15 protein-coding genes are annotated in these 17,289 nt (G+C 52.7%); 7 read left to right on the top strand and 8 right to left on the bottom strand.

Going from position 1 to position 17,289, the window contains the following annotated elements; all coding sequences use genetic code 11:
- Positions 1–49: 49 nt before the first annotated feature.
- The 6 genes from KNP60_RS06885 to ybaK all read right to left on the bottom strand — a co-directional run bounded on the left by KNP60_RS06885 (position 50) and on the right by ybaK (position 5,292).
- Positions 50–1,516 carry a phytoene desaturase family protein gene (locus KNP60_RS06885; protein WP_034776586.1) on the bottom strand — a complete coding sequence of 489 codons (1,467 nt, stop codon included), beginning with the start codon at positions 1,514–1,516 and terminating at the stop codon, positions 50–52.
- A gap of 19 nt (positions 1,517–1,535) precedes the next feature.
- Positions 1,536–2,603, bottom strand: a complete 1,068-nt coding sequence (locus KNP60_RS06880; protein WP_034776588.1) for a glycosyltransferase family 2 protein — start codon at positions 2,601–2,603, stop codon at positions 1,536–1,538.
- Positions 2,603–3,298 carry a lysophospholipid acyltransferase family protein gene (locus KNP60_RS06875; protein ID WP_034776590.1) on the bottom strand — a complete coding sequence of 232 codons (696 nt, stop codon included), beginning with the start codon at positions 3,296–3,298 and terminating at the stop codon, positions 2,603–2,605. The genes KNP60_RS06880 and KNP60_RS06875 overlap by 1 nt, the downstream gene beginning before the upstream one ends.
- Complete coding sequence (locus KNP60_RS06870; protein ID WP_214797177.1) at positions 3,264–4,016, bottom strand: carotenoid biosynthesis protein; 753 nt, start codon at positions 4,014–4,016, stop codon at positions 3,264–3,266. Before KNP60_RS06870 ends, KNP60_RS06875 begins: the two co-directional genes overlap by 35 nt.
- An 88-nt stretch (positions 4,017–4,104) precedes the next feature.
- Positions 4,105–4,803 carry a CDP-diacylglycerol--serine O-phosphatidyltransferase gene (gene pssA / locus KNP60_RS06865; protein WP_021066674.1) on the bottom strand — a complete coding sequence of 233 codons (699 nt, stop codon included), beginning with the start codon at positions 4,801–4,803 and terminating at the stop codon, positions 4,105–4,107.
- A gap of 24 nt (positions 4,804–4,827) precedes the next feature.
- Entirely contained in the window at positions 4,828–5,292 is a 465-nt protein-coding gene (gene ybaK / locus KNP60_RS06860) for a Cys-tRNA(Pro) deacylase (RefSeq protein WP_034776595.1), read from the bottom strand.
- A 152-nt stretch (positions 5,293–5,444) separates the two neighbouring features.
- On the opposite strand from ybaK, the gene KNP60_RS06855 reads away from it, so the two are divergent.
- A complete protein-coding gene (locus tag KNP60_RS06855) occupies positions 5,445–6,179 on the top strand; it encodes an enoyl-CoA hydratase/isomerase family protein (protein WP_138859858.1) in 735 nt (244 codons plus the stop codon).
- Positions 6,180–6,218: 39 nt separating this feature from the next.
- Here the strand turns inward: KNP60_RS06855 and KNP60_RS06850 are convergent, their stop codons facing one another.
- Positions 6,219–7,577, bottom strand: coding sequence for an MATE family efflux transporter (locus KNP60_RS06850; RefSeq protein WP_034776600.1), 1,359 nt, complete (start codon positions 7,575–7,577; stop codon positions 6,219–6,221).
- 157 nt (positions 7,578–7,734) lie between these two features.
- Positions 7,735–9,519 (bottom strand): glycoside hydrolase family 13 protein, encoded by a 1,785-nt coding sequence (locus KNP60_RS06845; RefSeq protein ID WP_034776602.1) that lies wholly within the window; start codon positions 9,517–9,519, stop codon positions 7,735–7,737.
- Positions 9,520–9,892: 373 nt separating this feature from the next.
- On the opposite strand from KNP60_RS06845, the gene KNP60_RS06840 reads away from it, so the two are divergent.
- From KNP60_RS06840 to KNP60_RS06815, 6 genes are all read left to right on the top strand, one after another.
- On the top strand, positions 9,893–11,158 hold the full coding sequence (locus tag KNP60_RS06840) for an extracellular solute-binding protein (RefSeq protein ID WP_034776603.1): 1,266 nt from the start codon (positions 9,893–9,895) through the stop codon (positions 11,156–11,158).
- Positions 11,159–11,263: 105 nt separating this feature from the next.
- Positions 11,264–12,616: a carbohydrate ABC transporter permease gene (locus KNP60_RS06835; protein ID WP_052090084.1), complete on the top strand. Its 1,353-nt coding sequence runs from the start codon at positions 11,264–11,266 to the stop codon at positions 12,614–12,616.
- A 1-nt stretch (position 12,617) separates the two neighbouring features.
- Positions 12,618–13,451, top strand: a complete 834-nt coding sequence (locus KNP60_RS06830; RefSeq protein WP_034776607.1) for a sugar ABC transporter permease — start codon at positions 12,618–12,620, stop codon at positions 13,449–13,451.
- Positions 13,452–13,474: 23 nt separating this feature from the next.
- Positions 13,475–14,986: an alpha-amylase family glycosyl hydrolase gene (locus KNP60_RS06825; RefSeq protein WP_034776609.1), complete on the top strand. Its 1,512-nt coding sequence runs from the start codon at positions 13,475–13,477 to the stop codon at positions 14,984–14,986.
- A 51-nt stretch (positions 14,987–15,037) separates the two neighbouring features.
- Complete coding sequence (locus KNP60_RS06820) at positions 15,038–16,081, top strand: LacI family DNA-binding transcriptional regulator (protein WP_034776611.1); 1,044 nt, start codon at positions 15,038–15,040, stop codon at positions 16,079–16,081.
- 234 nt (positions 16,082–16,315) lie between these two features.
- The gene (locus tag KNP60_RS06815) at positions 16,316–17,263 is read left to right on the top strand and encodes a YsnF/AvaK domain-containing protein (protein ID WP_214752405.1); all 948 of its coding nucleotides are present in this window, start codon (positions 16,316–16,318) and stop codon (positions 17,261–17,263) included.
- Positions 17,264–17,289 lie beyond the last annotated feature (26 nt).

Below are 17,289 nucleotides of genomic sequence, written 5' to 3'. Positions count from 1 at the left end.
CACGTCTATCCCGTGTCGACAAGTGTCGAATCTTCTGTTCACAAAATGTTCAAATTGTCAGAGGTATGTCCTCTAACATCGACCGGGCCGCAAATTGTCCTGAAAGCGTCACCATCGGGCTGCCGCCGCCAGGATGGGTCGAGCCGCCCGCGAACCAAATGTTGGACACATCTTCCGAGCGAGCGGAAGGTCGGAAGAACGCTCCTTTTTTCGAGTTGGCCGATGTCCCATAGAGTGCCCCGTAATACGCGTAAAAATCACGCGTCAAGTCGAGTGGGGTGACACGGCGATGGAAGACGACATCGCGATCTTCCCATTCAACGCCGAATTTCCGGAGGCGTCGGCGAATCAAATGTTCATACGTCTCGGCATCGATGTCGGTCATATGGGCCGGCGCATTGACGAGGATGAACAAGTTGTCGCCAGCTTCTCCCATCGAAGGGTCCGTATGGGCCGAGTTCGAGATGTAAATCGTCGGTTCGTCCGCATACCGTTCCTCGTCGAACAGCGCCCGGAATTCCGCTTCGTAGTCGTCTGAGAAGTAGACGTTATGATGCGCCAAGTTCAACCGCTTGTTCAAGCCGACCATGATGACGAAAGCGGACACCGATGGTTCAATCGTGTCACGCGTCGGTACCGGGAACGACGGACGGTCAGAAGCATCGACGAGTCGCGGATACTGCGTGAGCAGTTCTCCGTTCAATAAGACGGCGTCACAAGACATGACTTCTTCATGGTCGATGACGACCGCATGCGCTTTTCCGTTCGTCACTTCGATTTTTGTGACTTCATGACCAAGCCGGAACTCGACGCCAAGCTCGCTCGCCCGTTTGGCGAAGCCTTTCGCGATCGTCCAGTTCCCACCTTTGGCGAAATAGACGCCATCATTCAGCTCCAGGTGCGAGATGAGCGCGAACGTGCCGGGTGTGACGTACGGACTGCTGCCGATATACGTCGCATAGCGGTCGAGCGCCTGGATGATGCGCGGGTCTTTAAAATACTTCTTATGGAGCGCATGAAGGCTCTTGAGCGGATGTACTTTCATCATGTCAGCCCAAAGGCCGGTATCGATTTTTGAATCCATCCGTGTGAAGAACCGGTTATTGGCGATTTCAAACAACTTCTCCGCCTCGTCTAAGTAGTCGGTCAATTGATTCTTGTCGGCCTTATCGCCGGTCAGACGGCGTACCTCGGCCTCCATTTTCTCGCGGTCTGAATGAAACGTGAACGTCGAACCGTCAGAGAAATGATTGACCGTGTGCGACTCAAGTTTGACGAGCTCAAAATAGTCATCCGGGTTGGCCCCGCTGTTGCGAATGACGGAGCGGAACACGTCCGGCATCGTAATCGTATTCGGCCCGAAGTCGAACCGGTGTCCATCGGTGATGATCGGCATGAGTTTTCCGCCGACATGTTCATTCTTTTCAATGACGGTCACGTCGTAACCGCGGGCGGCAAGGGTGACGGCGGCGCTCAAGCCGCCGAGCCCGGCCCCGATAATAGCGATATGTTTCATGTTGTGCCTCCTAGCGAGATTATTGATACGTCCGGCCTTTCCATGAAATCGGCTTTCGTCGCCATTTGCGCACGACCGCGCTCGCGAGGAGCAACAAGTAGGCGATGAGGCTGAACGGATGGAGCCAAAAGTGGCGTCCTCCCGATTTGACGTCGATCGCCAGTCGAGCGAGCAAGACGAACACGCACGCCAAGAACGAGATCCAGTCCATGCGGACGAGGAGTGCGATGAAAGCAGACAGCTGGGTGCCGTAGTATAAGAAGAAATAAAGGGCGATGCCCACTGCTTCATTCATTCCCTTGAATACGTTCTTTGAAAACCCGTTCCACACTTCTTCGTTCGTCGCATACATGTCACATGTGATGTAAGGCGAGACGTTGACGAGCGACGTGACTTTTTTGCGTCGCTTGAACTCACGGCACAGATCGATATCATCGATCAATGAATTGTGGATCGAGGCGTGTCCACCGACGTCGTCATAACTTTTCCGTTCAACGAGCACGTTCATTCCGTTGGCGGCGGCGAAGGCGGGATGACGCACCTTTCGCCAAAACAACGGCAAATGTTGGGCGATCAAGACGTGTTGCATCGGAATCAACAGTTTCCCGAGCCACGTTGGTGTCGGGAAACGAGGAAAACCTGACAAGAAGACCGCCTCTTCACGGGCGAGTGTGCCGTGCAGTCGCCCGATGAACGTCGGGTCGATCGTCACGTCGGCATCGAGGAACAACACGTACGGCTCGGTCGTGCGGGTCGCCAGCTGGTGACACGCGTGGACTTTGCCGGCCCAACCTTCCGGGAGCGGCACCCCACGGAAAATGGTGAAGCGGGCATCGTCCGCGATTTCCCGGACGAGTGCCTCGTATGTAGCGTCCTCGGACCGGTCCTCGTATAAATAGACGTGGCTTTCATCCGTCAAGGCGGCCTTCAAACTCGTGATCAGTTTTGGCACGTTCCGTTCTTCGTTCCGCAGTGGGATGCACACCGCGGTCGGAGGAGCTGGGATGGGTGCGGTGAGCGGACGGAGGAATAGCAAGTTGACCAACGTGAACAGCAGCATCAAAAACGTGAGCGACAAAATCACCATCAGCGGCCTCTTCCGATTTGGAGCAAGTGCTCCGTCCAATCTGCCAAACTGCGCTTCGGTGGGAACAAGGCGATATAGCGGTCGGACTGCTTGATTACGTCGTCGCGCGTATCGTCATAAAGGCGTTCGAGTGCTTCGGCGAGCTCTTGTTTTTGAAGCCGCCGCGTCTCGGAGACGACCGTATGGTTGCGGAAGCGCACGTAGACGAGCGGAGCGGCGTGTGACGCGAACGTATAATAGATGGCGCATAGCCGGACTTCCGGCTGGTGGAGCAGCATCGTCACACCTGAGCCAATCTCGAGCGGACGATGCTCTTGTGGATACTCGCGTCCTTGTGGGAACACCCAGACGGACTTGCCTGCAAGTAAGAGCCGATTGGCGTAGTCGAGCGAGGCGCGCACGTCCGACAGTTTGCCTTTTTTGATGGAGAACGCGCCCAAGTGACGGAAGAACGGGAAGCGGCGCAACCCGTCCTCATCCATCAAGACGTGAACGTCATGACGCAAATAGTATTCGTTCAACATGAGCAAAATCATCCCGTCCCACCACGAGCTATGTGTGCTCAAAAACAATCCTGGTGTCGGCACGTCATCGGCCCGGACGTGGATCGTATGGAAAAACGGACGGATTTGACGTTCTTTGACGAACGTCGAGAACAGATTATTGAACCATTTCTTTTTGCTCGCTTCGATCATGTCGGCTCCTCCGTTCTATCAAGATGAGGCCTGCGGCTGTGACAACGCTGAGTACGCCGATGCCGTAAAGACCGGCGTTGACGGCCGTGACACCGAACAGGGCGTGCAGCATGACGAACAAATAACGTCCGTGTCCGAGTAACATCGGCTCGGCTTCGACTTCAAACCGGTCGAGCAACCAAGAGAAAATGAGTGACAGTCCGAACCAACCGACGAAATTCTGCGTCGGGATATCATAATACAGACCGTCATTGGCCCATTCCCAGTAGCCTTTCACGTTCGCTGCGACCGGGTCAATCGCCATATCGAGCCAAACGGCGAGGAACGGGACGAGCCAGAGCGTCCGGTTCTTGAACGAGAACAAGCAAGCGACGGCAAAACTCGAGCCGATGACGGCGAGCCAAGCCGCCCCGATTGTGACCGGTACACCGAACACGGTCGGACCGAACGCCTCCGCGTAGATGTACTCACTGAACGGGAAGCCGGTTTTGACACCGAGCGTCTCGACAGCGATTGAACCGAAGAAGATGAACGGGACGATCAGGCGGGCGTGGCGGACGCCGTCCGCAATCACCCAACCGCCGATGAGACCGGCGAGCCATAAGAAGACCGGGTTTGCCCATTCGAGCCAACTCGGCAACAAATCAAAGCCGACGAGGACGACCCCGACGACATACCAAACCAAAAACCATTTCCAAATCCATGGATACACTTTCATTTCATCACCTCTATTCTCATTCTAGAGAGGTTTGCGGCTTGCGTCTAATAAATGCATGTAAAAAAAAGAGTCCCTCGAGAGGGACCTATCAATTCGCCATCCGTTTTCGTTTTTTGACGAACGAGAAAGCGATGAATAAGACATAGAACGTGACGGCGATGAACCAGAACGATGGCCATTCTTTCCACCGGGCAAAAATCATGTACGTCAAGTAGATGAGGCTGACCGTGATGATGAACGAGTGGCGCGGGAGCGGCACGTCTTTAAAGCTCGGGATGCGGACACGGCTGACCATGAGCAGAGCGAGACCCGTGAAGAAAATCGGAGTGAGCAACTCGTTGATCTGGTCCCCGAACGTCGTCACGACGGCGAGCAAGCCACCGGCCGCGGTGATCGGGACGCCCGAGAAGTAACTGGCCGTGACGTTCGTCGCCGACAAGTTGAAGCGGGCCAAGCGGTAAGCACCGAACAACGGGAACAAGGCGGCGAAGAAGAGACCGTAGTTGCCGTAATCGATGAAAAACGTATAGTAGGCGAGAAGCGCCGGGGCGACCCCGAACGTGACGACATCGGCGAGCGAGTCGAGTTCTTTTCCAAAGTCACCGGCCACGCCGAGCATACGGGCCAGCCGTCCATCCAAACTGTCGAGCATCATGGCGATGATGATGAGCAGCGTCGCGTTCGAGAAGTCACCGCGCGCCGCATAAACGATCGCCAAGACGCCGCAGAACAAGTTGCCGAACGTAAACGAGTTAGGAATCCATGAGCGGATTCGTTCTTTCCACATAGGTATTGCCTCCATCTTTCTTTGTCATTGAGTGAACCAGTGACCGTCCGTGAACCGGAGCAAATCGGTCGGTGTGAGTTCGAGTTGGTAGCCGCGCTTGCCGGCCGAGATGATGATCGTATCTTTTTGTCTGGCACTATCATGCAAGAAGACAGGAAACCGTTTTTTCGCCCCGATTGGCGAGACACCGCCGCGGATGTAGCCGGTCAGCGTTTCGAGCTCCTTCATCGGGACAGGGGAGGCTTTTTTGGCGCCCCAGGCTTTCGCGGCCGCTTTCAAATCGATATCTAAATCTCCTGAGATGAGGAAGAAGGCGTAGCGCCGTTGCTCATTCTCGAGACAAATCGTTTTATAGAGCTGGTCGAGCGGTTTACCGAGTGACGCGGCGACATGTTTGGCGGAGACGTCGGACGCGTCCACTTCGTAGGAGTGGTACGTGAACGGGATGTTCCGTTGTTTCAATTGTCTTGCGGCATTCGTCAGTTGCATCAGCCCCACCCTTTCGTTGAACGACTCTTTTAAGAATAGCAAATAGTGGTAGCGTCGGGCAATCGAACTCGGAAAGTTTCTATGACAAGAAGGAAACAGAATGAACGATATAGAAATGAATAGTGATTCATTTTAGTAAAGGGGGAAATGGGATGGAAACGATTCAACTGGAACAGCGGAACGGGGTCGGCTGGCTGAAATGGGACCGGCCGGAAAAATTGAACGCATTAAATGAGACGTTGCTTCGTGAGGCGAGGGAAGCGATGGAGCAGCTCGTGGCGGATGAGGCCGTCCACGTCATCGTGCTCGTCGGGCAAGGGCGTGCCTTCTCATCGGGACAGGACTTGACGATTGAGAGTGACGCCGACTATGGGGTGTATTTGGAAGAGGTGTACCATCCGCTCGTGCGGGCGCTTGCCGACTGTCCGAAACCAATCATCGCCGGCATTCACGGGGTCGTGGCGGGGGCGGGACTCAGTCTGGCGCTCGCGGCGGACGTCCGTCTCGTCGCCCGGTCGACGAAGTTCAGTTCGGCGTTCATCAAAATCGGTCTCGTCGCCGATGCCGGGGGACCGTACCATTTACGGCGCTTGATGCGGCCCGATCTCGCGCTCGCTTGGATGTGGAGCGGCAGCACGATTGATGCCGAACAGGCCGAAACGTTCGGTCTCGTCACCGAGCTCGTCGAGGATGAGGCGTACTTGGAGCGGTTGACGGCCTATGCCGAGACGCTCGCAGCCAAGTCACCGACGGCGGTGCAAGGCATGAAGGCGTTATTCCGGGCCGACTCGTTCGAGGACGGTCTCGAGCAAGAGATCATCTGGCAACGGAAATGTGGTCAGACGGACGTTCATCGGCAGGCGATGCAGGCGTTCCTAAATCGATGAAAAAAGAAGCGGTCACAGCGACCGCTTCTTTTTGGTTGATTATGAAGTTGGCTTCGGTTCGAACTGGAAGCCTTTTTGTTGCCACGTGCCGTATTTCCAACGACGGAAGGCGAAGAAACCGCGGAACCACTCGTCGAGCGAGAAGGCGAGCCAAATGCCGAGGACGCCGAGCCCCATTTGGAGTCCGAACAAATAACTGAAGACGACGGCAACGCCCCACATCGAGGCGATCCCGATCATGACCGGGAAGCGAACGTCGCCGACCGACTTGAGCGATCCCATCAAGACGATGTTCATGGCGCGACCTGGCTCAAGGATGAGCGTCGCCCATAAAATCGGCACCCCGACGGCGATGATATCCGGGTTCGATGTGAACAAGCCCAGCAGCGACTTGCCGAAGACAGCGAGCCCGAGCGACGCCACGAGTGAAGCGAACATGGCAATCTTCAATGTCTTAACGGCGCGGGTATACGCTTCTTTAAACCGTTTCCCGCCGATGTCACGGGCAATCAATAATTGCGTCCCTTGCGCGACGGCGACCGTGAACAAGAAGGCGAGCATCGACAAGTTCATGACGTATACCCGTGCGGCGAGGGAAGCCTCGCCCATCGTGGCGATGAAACCGGTGATGATGATTTGCGAGAACTGATATGACAAGTTCTCTCCGGCTGATGGTACGCCGATTTGGAGCAAGGCGCGAATGTCGTCGCGTTTCGGACGAATCAATTCCTTGAGCGGGAAGCGGAGCATGAGCCGCTTCTTGACGATCCAGAACAATAGCACCATCGCCGAGAAACGGGCGATGACGATGGCCCATGCGACGCCGGCGACACCCGTGACTGGGAGACCGAACCAGCCCATGACGGCGAGCATCGCCCCGGCAGCTGTGATGATATCGATGAGAAGTGTCGCGAGCATCGCGTGCTTCGTCATCCCGTGGCTCCGGAGGACGGAACTGAGCGCCATGATGAGCGCTTCGGTGAACAGCGACAACCCGACAATCTGCAAGAATAACAGGCCATGGTCGAACAGCTCATCCGATAAGCCGAACAAACGGAGGAACGTCTCACCGAACAAGAAGACGACCGCGACCATGAGCACGCCGAGCCACATGTTCAAGCTGACGGCGGAACGGGCGAAGTCACGGCTCTTCTTCATCCGATTGGCGCCGATCGCTTGACCGATCAAGATGGTCGCACCGACCGAGGTCACGCTGAAGACGATTAAGAAGACGTTCAAGATTTGGTTGGCGACGCCGACCGCGGAAGCGGCAGCATCGGAGTAATGGGCGAGCATGAGCGTGGCGATGATCCCGGTCCCCATATGGAGTGCGAGTTCGATGAAAATCGGCCACGAAATTTTAAATAAACTGAGCTGTTCGGTGTCTTTTGTCGGCATGTTGTATTCTCCCTTGTTTCTACAATTCTCTATATGAAATATTTACGTTGTCAAAATCACAAGGGTCATGTTACTCCTTTTGAAATGAAAAAGAAAGGGATTTGGCAAATTATTTTCAACAAAAAAAACACCCGCCGAAACGGGTGCGAAACGGAATTTATTTCATTTTTAAAATCGTGGCACTGTACGGTGCGAGCTCGACTTCGAGCGAGTCTACATCCCGGTCGCGCAGCAAGTCGTAAGCGCTTCCGGTATGGCCGAGCGGGTTAAGTTTCGATACGGAATCAGAGTTATTGAAGTATATCAAATACGTCTCATCTTTCGTACAACGCTCGATGATGAGGGCGTTATCCTCATCGTCGACGAGATTGAAACGATACGAGCCGCCGTTCGCGAGCACCGGATGCTCTTTGCGGAGTCGAATCAATTTCTGCACATAGCGGAACAATTCGCGATCTTCTTCGGCTTCGTCCCACGGCATACAACGGCGGCAGCCCGGGTCTTGTTCACCTTCGAGGCCGATCTCGTCCCCGTAATAGATACATGGGCTGCCCGTGTACGTGAGCATCGACGTCATGAGCAACTTGAACTTTCCTTTATGCCCTTTCGCTCGTGTAAGGGCACGCGGCGTGTCGTGCGAATCGATCAAGTTGAACGTCACTTCGTTCACGTTCGTCGTGTTCATCATCTCGACGCGTGTCAACTCATTGCGAAACTCGGAAGCAGACGTCCGGTCGAGCGCGAAATAGTTGAGGCTCGCGTTCGTAAACGGATAGTTCATGACCGCATCGAACTGGTCACCTTTGAGCCATGGCTGGGCATCGTGCCAAATCTCACCGAGGATGTACGCATCCGGATTCGCTTGTTTGACCGTTTTACGGAAATCGCGCCAGAACGCGTGATCAACCTCGTTAGCCACGTCTAACCGCCACCCGTCGATGCCGAATTCTTCGACCCAGTAGCGGGCCACTTCTAATAGATAAGCTTTCAACGCCGGGTGCTCCGTATTGATCTTCGGCATGTTCTTCTCGAACGCGAACGTGTCGTAGTTCGGCTTCGGCGTCGTCTCGATCGGGAAGTCACGAAGATAGAACCAGTCACGGTACTCTGACTGTGGTCCTTTTTCGACGACGTCTAAGAACCAAGGGTGGTTGTAGCCGACATGGTTGAAGACGGCGTCGAGCATGACTTTGATACCGTTCTCGTGGAGAAGATCGACGAGTTGTTTGAACTGCTCTTTCGTTCCGAACTGCGGATCGATTTCCATATAATCGAGCGTGTCGTATTTATGGTTCGTCGTCGCTTTGAAGATCGGGCAGAAGTAAATCCCGGTGATCCCTAGATCGACGATATGGTCAATATGGTCGATGATCCCTTGGAAGTCGCCGCCGAAGAAGTTCGTGATCGTCGGTTCGGTACTATTCCATGGGAGCGTGCCTTCGGGATCGTTAGAAGGGTCACCGTTCGCGAACCGGTCCGGGAAGATTTGATACCAGACTGTGTCCTTCACCCACGATGGGGCGTGGAAGATGTCGACCGGGTTGATGAACGGGATGCAGAAATAGTAGCCCGTGTCGTCGAGCGGTTTATCTTCGAACCAACCTTTTTCCGTATAGACGGCCGTCTCATTGCCGTCATGGAGCCGGAAGCCGTAACGGAGGCGGCGGAATGGCGGTTTGATGGCGATGAACCAATAGTCGTATTGATCATCATGGCCGATTTTTTCCATCGGCGTCTCGAACGTACGCCAAAAGCTCGGCTTGTCCGGGTCGAAATTCCACATGGCCGGATCTTCCGAGTGCCAGTCGTACGGGTCGTTCCAAATTAAGTCAACAGATTGGATATCATTTCTTTTCGTATGGAAGCGAATATGTATCGTTTCTCGGTCATACTTGTACACGAAAGGGGACATGGCGCGGTGGTAGATGGCTTCTTTGATCATGGGTTTGAGTTCCTTTCTCTATTAAGGGTTATAACCATTTTACACTGTCTGTTCAGAAAAGAAACAACAGTTGTGAAAACGTTTGCTCAAGCAAAGGGTAATAAAGCGTTTACATTTTGTCAATCGCCCGATTCGTCATTTTTTGCGAAATAGGGTCATAAATAATTCAAAAAGAGATAAATGGGACAACCACAATAAAAAAAGCGAAAAAAAAGACTTGTAAAACGCTTACACAACTGTATAATAAAAATTGAGGTGAGGATGCAAACGTTTTCACTAACCTACTGATTCTGTAGCGGAGTTGATTAAAATCAGTAGGCCAGTGCGATTGCGCAAATCTGACCATACTATTTCCTTGGGGAGGTTTTTCATCATGAAGATGAAAAAAATGGTAGCAGGACTTTCAACGGCAGTATTCGCTTTCGGTGCACTTGCTGCATGTGGTGGCGGTACGGACAATGGTTCTACTAACGAAGGCGGTTCTTCTAGCGAGAACAAGCCAGAAAAAATCGTAATTTGGGAAGATATTGAAAAGTCGGAAACGACGAAAGAAGTTGCGAAGGCGTTTGAAGAAGAACACGGCGTCGCAGTTGAAGTCGTTGAAGTCCAGATGACGGATCAAAAGGACAAGTTGGCGCTTGACGGCCCGGCTGGTAAAGGTCCTGATATCGTTCTCGTACCGCACGACCAAATCGGAACGATCGCTGACCAAGGTCACTTGGCTCCACTTACTGACGAAGGCGCACTTGACGCGTTCACAGACGCTTCGAAATCGGCTGTCATGTTCGACGGACAAGCTTACGGCTACCCGAAATCAGTTGAAACGCCAGTCCTCATGTACAACAAGGATTTGGTATCAGAAGCTCCTGCTTCAATGGACGACTTGTACAAGTTGTCTACAGATCTTAAAGATAAAGGCGAGTACGGATTCCTCGGTCTTTGGGATAACTTCTACTTCGCTCACGGTGTCGTGGCTGGCTTCGGCGGTTACGTCTTCAAAGAAGACGGCGGCGCGCTCGATCCAACTGACATCGGCTTGAACAACGAAGGCGCAGTCGAAGGCTTCGAGTACATCGGCAAATGGTACCAAGAAGGCCTCTTCCCTAAAGGGTTGATCGGCGAGTCTGGCGGCCAAGCGATGGACCAACTCTTCACTGAGAAGAAAGCACACACAGTCATGAACGGACCATGGGCCGTAGCTGGTTACACAGATGCCGGCATCAACCTTGGAGCGTCTGCATTGCCGACACTTCCAAACGGTGAGCCAATCAAGACGTTCATGGGCGTGAAGACATATGCACTTTCGGCTTACACAGAAAACCAAGAGTGGGCTGAAATGTTCCTCGCAGAACTCACGAACGAAGAGAACGCATTGAAGATGTTTGAAGCTTACAACGAGATCCCACCAGTAGCAGCACTCGAGTCGAACGAGACAATCACGTCGAACGAAGTTGCGAAAGCGGTATTCGATCAAGCAACGAACGCGATCCCAATGCCTAACATTCCTGAAATGGGACAAGTTTGGGAGCCAATGGCACAAGCGCTTCAGCTCGTAGCAACTGGCAAGCAAGATGCAAAAAAATCAGCTGACGATGCTGTTAAAGTCATCGAGCAACAAATCCAAGCAAACAACCAATAAGGATATGAAATGATGGGGTACGTCGACTGGCGTTCCCCCTCATTTTCTAGAATTGAGCAAACGCTTGCTCGATTGATTTGCTCAAATTGAAAGGAGAAATTGAGGATGGCTTCAATCGCGAACCCTAAAACGCCGGAACAACGTCCGGAAAAACCGACCAATCATGCTCGGAACGCCGCATTACTTTCGATCATTCCGGGAGCCGGTCAATTCTATAACAATCAAAAAGCGAAAGCGATCGCTTTCTTTATCGTCATCATGTCTTATTTTGCAGTAAACTACGATCTCTTTTTCAAAGGAGCGGGCGCAGGACCTGGCGACCGTGGTGGCCTTTGGGGATTGATCACGCTTGGCGAAGTGGCAGGACCTCGTAACGACCACTCCATCTTCTTGATGGTAGAAGGGATTGTCGCATTAATCTTACTTTTCTTCGGAATCGCGTTCTACATCTGGAACATTCGTGACGCCTACCGAGTCGGTCGCATTCGTGATCAGCACCTAAACGTCCCAACGTTCCAAGTGCAACTCCGCAACTTGCGCGACCATGGATTCCCATACTTGATGTTGATCCCGTCGCTCATCTTGCTCGTCTTCACAGTCGTATTACCACTCATTTTCACATTCTTGATCGCGTTCACGAACTATCGTTACAACAACGCGCCACCGGCAAAACTTGTCGAGTGGATTGGGTTTGAGAACTTCACACGAATTTTTGAAATCGACATTTGGCGCGACACATTCGTCGGCGTTCTCGGCTGGACACTCGTCTGGACGGTCGCTTCGACGGTCGGTGTCATCGCGATCGGGATTTTCCTCGCGGTCCTCTTGAACCAAGAAGGCCTTCGCTTCCGCCGCTTGTTCCGCTCGATTTTGATTTTGTCATGGGCCGTTCCAGCGTTCATCACAATCTTGATTTTCCGTTCGATGTTTAACGAATCGTTCGGTGTGTTCAACACGACGATCCTTCCAGCGTTCGGACTTGATCCGATCAACTGGATGACCGATCCGACGGCGACGCGCAGCGCGCTCATCTTGATTCAATGGTGGCTCGGCTTCCCGTTCATCATGACGCTCATGACTGGGGTATTGCAATCGATCCCTGGCGACTTATATGAAGCGGCGACGATTGACGGTGCGACCATCTTTGACAAGTTCCGCTTGATTACGTTACCGATGCTCTTGTTCGCAACAGCACCGATTCTCATCACGCAGTTCACGTTCAACTTCAACAACTTCAACATCATCTATCTCTTTAACGGCGGTGGACCGGCTGTACCGGGACAAACTGCCGGTGGTACCGACATCTTGATTTCATGGATTTACAAATTGTCTCTCGGAGCCAACCCGCAATACGGACTTGCGGCTGCGATCACGCTCATTTTGTCATTCTTCATCATGACACTTGCCGTCATCCAGTTCCGTCGGACAAAATCTTTCAAAGACGAGGATATGATCTGATATGAAAAAACAAAAACGAATCAATTTGGCGTTCTCTTATGTCATCTTGACGCTTGCGTCGATCATCATTCTCTATCCAATGCTTTGGGTGGTAGGGACGTCATTCAACCCGGGTCGTACCATCACGTCAAAAATCATTCCAGAAAATCCGACGTTCATTCACTATAAAAACTTGTTTGATCTAACGATTTCGGATTATAGTTTATGGTATGTGAACACGTTGAAAATCGCTTTCATTACGATGGCGCTCGCTGTCATCTTGGTGACGATCACTGGTTATGTGTTCTCGCGCTATCGTTTCGTGGGACGGAAGAACTCGCTCGTCTTGTTCCTCGTCTTGCAAATGGTGCCGCAATTCGTCGCCATCATCGCCATCTACGTATTGCTCAACATGCTCGGTCTTCTCGACACGCACACAGCGCTCATTCTGCTGTATGCCGGTGGCGCGATTCCGATGAATACGTACTTGGCAAAAGGTTATTTCGATACGATTCCGAAAGAGCTCGATGAAGCCGCTCGGATGGATGGTGCCGGTCACCTTCGTATCTTCTGGCAAATCATTTTGCCGCTCGCGAAGCCAATCGTCGCAACGATCGCCCTCTTCAACTTCATGGGCCCGTTCAACGACTTCATCTTGGCATCGCTCGTCCTTCGGACACCAGAGAAACAGACGCTCGCGGTTGGTCTTTACAACATGATTTCTCGACAGTTCGACAACAACTTCACGTTGTTCGCGGCAGGCGCCGTCCTTTCGGCCCTCCCAATCGTTCTCTTGTTCTTCATGTTCCAACGCTACTTCGTCTCGGGTCTTACTGCCGGTGGTACGAAAGGATAATACTCACTTAAGGGGGAAGCGATATGAGGCGAGGCGTCGTGCTCGTTCTTCTGTCGCTTCTTTTGTTTCCAACAGTCGTCGGAGCGAAAGAAGCAGCATCGTGGGAACAGGAACGCATGTACTTTATCATGGTCGATCGGTTCGTTGACGGGAATCCCGATAACAATGACCAGGTCGATCAGAATGACCCGAAAGCCTTTCATGGGGGCGATATCCGAGGCGTGATTGAAAAACTTGATTACATCGAGTCGCTCGGATTCACGTCCATCTGGTTGACGCCGGTGTTTGAAAACATGCCGGGCGGTTACCATGGCTATTGGATTAAAGATTTTTATGACATCGATCCCCAATTCGGGACGAAAGAAGATTTGCAGGAACTCGTCGATGAGGCGCATAAGCGGGATATGAAAGTCATCCTCGACTTTGTCGTCAACCACGTCGGGCCGAACCATCCGTGGGTCGAAGAAAAACCAGACTGGTTCCATGACGAGCTACCGATTGTGTTGTGGAACGATCAAGAACAAGTCGAGACGCACTGGCTGTTCGATTTGCCCGACTTTAAAACCGAAGACCCGGAAGTGAAAGACTACTTGCTCGAGGCGGCCACGTATTGGATCGAAGAGACCGGGATCGACGGCTATCGTCTCGATACGGTGCGCCACGTCGATAAGCCGTTTTGGGAAGATTTCGTCAAAGCGGTCCGTGAAGTCGATCCAGATTTTTATCTCTTGGCCGAAGTGTTCGATCCGGACCCGCAGTATGTCGCCGAGTATGATGACTTAGGCTTCAACAGCATCACCAATTTCACGTTTTATGACCGCGTCTCGAAGACGATGACGCAAAAGACGGCGAACGTCGACGAAATCGACGTGGCCGCAAGTTACGCCGAGACTTTCTTTAATGATCCGAACCAAATGGCGACCTTCCTCGATAACCATGACGTCGAACGTTTCATGCACGTCGCGGAACTAGGTGGTGCCGAGTCGGCCGAACGCAGGCTCCGCCTCGGATTGTTCGCCCTTTACGCGTCACCGGGGATGCCGATCGTCTTCCAAGGCACGGAGAATGCACAAAAGGGCGGGGCTGACCCCGCGAACCGGGTCATGACCGATTTCCCTGGAAATGAAGAGCTCCATGAATACGTTGCGACGATGAACCGGATGCGGGCCGATTACCCGGTGTTTGCGACCGGCGAACAACGGATGATCGCTTCGAAAGACGGCATGGCCGTGTTCGAACGTCGTGACGGCGACGATGTCGCACTGTACGCCATCAATATGAACGCCGAGGACAGAGAGATTGAATTCGAGGTAAGCGAGGTCGGAGAAGATACACGGCTTCGTGGTCTCTTGTTCTCACAACTTGTCACGGACAGCCGTGGCACGTTCACCATCAAACTCGCAGGAGAAAGTGCAAACGCCTACATCGTCGAAGAATCGGAAGTGAACATGTGGACGATTGGTCTACTCGTCGTCGCCATCCCGATTTTCTTGACTGGATTGGTCATGTGGAAGCGTCGCAAGAGTGCGAGCTGACGATACCCTGTGATAGGGAACTTTGAACTAACGGAAGCAAGGGGGAGCATCATGCAAATCACGATTAAAGATGTCGCCAAACACGCCAATGTCGCACCGTCGACCGTGTCACGCGTCATCGCCAACAGTCCGCGTATCAGTCAAAAAACAAAAGAGCGTGTACGCAGTTCGATGGAAGAACTCGGGTACCATCCGAACATTCACGCGCGAAGCCTCGCCAACCGCTCGACGCAGTCGATTGGTCTCGTCATGCCGAGCGCAGCGACGAAGACGCTACAAAACCCATTTTTCCCGGAAGTGTTGCGTGGGATCAGTACGAAAGCCCATCAAAACGGCTACTCGCTCTATATGACGACTGGTGTCACCGAAGAAGAAGTATTGTCCGGTGTCATCGAGATGGTGCAAGGACGTCGCGTCGACGGGGTCATCGTCTTGTATTCACGAGAAGACGACAAAGTCGTTCAATACTTACGTCAGACGAAATTCCCGTTCGTCGTCGTCGGGAAGCCGTTCGGGGATGCTTCATCAATCACATACGTCGACACGGACAACTATTTGGCCGGACGAGAAGTGACGAAACATCTATACAATCTCGGCCATCGCTGTATCGCCTTCATCGGAGGCTCGGATAAACTGGCGGTCACGCAAGACCGGCGCAACGGGTATGCGACGGCGCTCATGGAAGCAGGGATCCCGGTTCGCGAAGACTATATCGCCCGGGCCGAGTTCATGACGAAAGGCGGCGCCAAAGCCGTGCGCGAGTTGCTCCAACTAGAGGAACCACCGACAGCCGTCGTCGTCAGTGACGATATGATGGCGCTCGGTGTCATCAGCACGCTCAGTGAGATGGGACTCGGAATCCCTGAGGATGTCGCCGTCGTCAGTTTTAACAACGTCTACATCGCAGAACACTCGAACCCGCCACTCACATCGGTCGAAATCAACATTTTCGGCCTTGGTTTCGAGGCGACGAACTGTTTGATTGAACAGATCGGCGATAGCGCACCACCTTACGGGAAACGCGTCATCGTGCCGCACTATTTGGTCGTACGCCAGTCGTGCGGTCAGAAAAAGAAGACTGAAATCGTTGAATGAGTGCAAACCTTCCGTATCATGCGGAAGGTTTTTTTGCGGAAAATCTCAATGCATATAATAGAAGCGAAAGCAATCGGTCGAAAGTCATGATGTTACAAACAGATTACAATCATGAAAGAAACGATTGAAACGGAGTTGCAAGGGAACATCTACATTACCGGCCGAATGGCAGATCATTTTGAATCCGCCCAGCCAATAACCAAAAAATACAGAATGTGAAAGGGAGATACAATCATGGATAACAAACGTTATGTAGGCACTTACTATCAGGAGTCAGAGCTCGTGTCAAAAATTGATCAACTTCGTGCCGAGGGGCATCGCGAAGACGATTTGTACGTCGTTGTGAAAGATAAATCGAACCTTTCGATGGTTCGCGGCGAAACGGATGCAGAAGTAAAAGAAACGAAAGCGTCATGGCTTGATCGCTTCTTTGGAGTCGCGGACGGAGAAGACGAAGTTCGTCATACGTTCGATAAACTCGGTTTCTCAGAAGAAGAGACAGCACGTCACCGTCAAGACATCGAGAACGGTGGATTCGTCCTCTTGTTGGACTCGAACGACGGCATCTTAGATGACGGTCGTAACTCGACGTTCGAAGGTGGCCGCACATCAGCTGGCTACGGTTCAGAAGGTAACGAAGCAGGCAACATGACCGCACGTGACGTCGGGATGACAGGAGCTTCAAACACTGGAATTCCATCGGAACGATTCAACGATATGGATGAAGATATTCGTAACCGCACGGATTTGACGGATGAGCAAAAGCTCGAATTGCATGAAGAGCGTCTCCAAGTGAACAAAGAGCGTGTTCAAACAGGAGAGGTTCGCGTCGAGAAAGATGTCGTCGAACACGAAGAACGTGTCGATGTCGAAGTCGAGCGCGACGAAGTCTACGTCGAACGCCGTCGCGTTGATGGGGACCGTGAAGCGACAGGACATTCATTCGATGCGACAACGGACCGCGATGAGATTCGCGTGCCGGTCACGGAAGAGCGCGTCGATGTGACGAAGAAAGATGTCGTCGCCGAAGAAATCGTCGTCGGCAAAGAGAAAGTGAAAGATACAGAAACGGTACGTGAGACGTTACGTAAAGAAGAGGCGCACGTCGAAGGGGAAGACGACCTTCGCCATCGTGATCATGACCGCGACCATACACGTCGTGATGAGCGCGACCGCTTCTAATCTGATTGACTAAGTACCTCGACAAG

The sequence above is a fragment of the Exiguobacterium sp. s5 genome (assembly GCF_018618075.1).
GTDB classification, from domain to species: domain Bacteria; phylum Bacillota; class Bacilli; order Exiguobacteriales; family Exiguobacteriaceae; genus Exiguobacterium; species Exiguobacterium mexicanum_A.
This window is presented reverse-complemented; position numbering and strand designations above follow the sequence as displayed.

What these genes read in the sequence shown, in the direction of transcription:
- KNP60_RS06885 (WP_034776586.1), bottom strand. Translation starts at nt 1,516, where the DNA reads ATGAAACATATCGCTATTATCGGGGCCGGGCTCGGCGGCTTGAGCGCC.
- KNP60_RS06880 (WP_034776588.1), bottom strand. Translation starts at nt 2,603, where the DNA reads ATGGTGATTTTGTCGCTCACGTTTTTGATGCTGCTGTTCACGTTGGTC.
- KNP60_RS06875 (WP_034776590.1), bottom strand. Translation starts at nt 3,298, where the DNA reads ATGATCGAAGCGAGCAAAAAGAAATGGTTCAATAATCTGTTCTCGACG.
- KNP60_RS06870 (WP_214797177.1), bottom strand. Translation starts at nt 4,016, where the DNA reads ATGAAAGTGTATCCATGGATTTGGAAATGGTTTTTGGTTTGGTATGTC.
- pssA (WP_021066674.1), bottom strand. Translation starts at nt 4,803, where the DNA reads ATGTGGAAAGAACGAATCCGCTCATGGATTCCTAACTCGTTTACGTTC.
- ybaK (WP_034776595.1), bottom strand. Translation starts at nt 5,292, where the DNA reads ATGCAACTGACGAATGCCGCAAGACAATTGAAACAACGGAACATCCCG.
- KNP60_RS06855 (WP_138859858.1), top strand. Translation starts at nt 5,445, where the DNA reads ATGGAAACGATTCAACTGGAACAGCGGAACGGGGTCGGCTGGCTGAAA.
- KNP60_RS06850 (WP_034776600.1), bottom strand. Translation starts at nt 7,577, where the DNA reads ATGCCGACAAAAGACACCGAACAGCTCAGTTTATTTAAAATTTCGTGG.
- KNP60_RS06845 (WP_034776602.1), bottom strand. Translation starts at nt 9,519, where the DNA reads ATGATCAAAGAAGCCATCTACCACCGCGCCATGTCCCCTTTCGTGTAC.
- KNP60_RS06840 (WP_034776603.1), top strand. Translation starts at nt 9,893, where the DNA reads ATGAAGATGAAAAAAATGGTAGCAGGACTTTCAACGGCAGTATTCGCT.
- KNP60_RS06835 (WP_052090084.1), top strand. Translation starts at nt 11,264, where the DNA reads ATGGCTTCAATCGCGAACCCTAAAACGCCGGAACAACGTCCGGAAAAA.
- KNP60_RS06830 (WP_034776607.1), top strand. Translation starts at nt 12,618, where the DNA reads ATGAAAAAACAAAAACGAATCAATTTGGCGTTCTCTTATGTCATCTTG.
- KNP60_RS06825 (WP_034776609.1), top strand. Translation starts at nt 13,475, where the DNA reads ATGAGGCGAGGCGTCGTGCTCGTTCTTCTGTCGCTTCTTTTGTTTCCA.
- KNP60_RS06820 (WP_034776611.1), top strand. Translation starts at nt 15,038, where the DNA reads ATGCAAATCACGATTAAAGATGTCGCCAAACACGCCAATGTCGCACCG.
- KNP60_RS06815 (WP_214752405.1), top strand. Translation starts at nt 16,316, where the DNA reads ATGGATAACAAACGTTATGTAGGCACTTACTATCAGGAGTCAGAGCTC.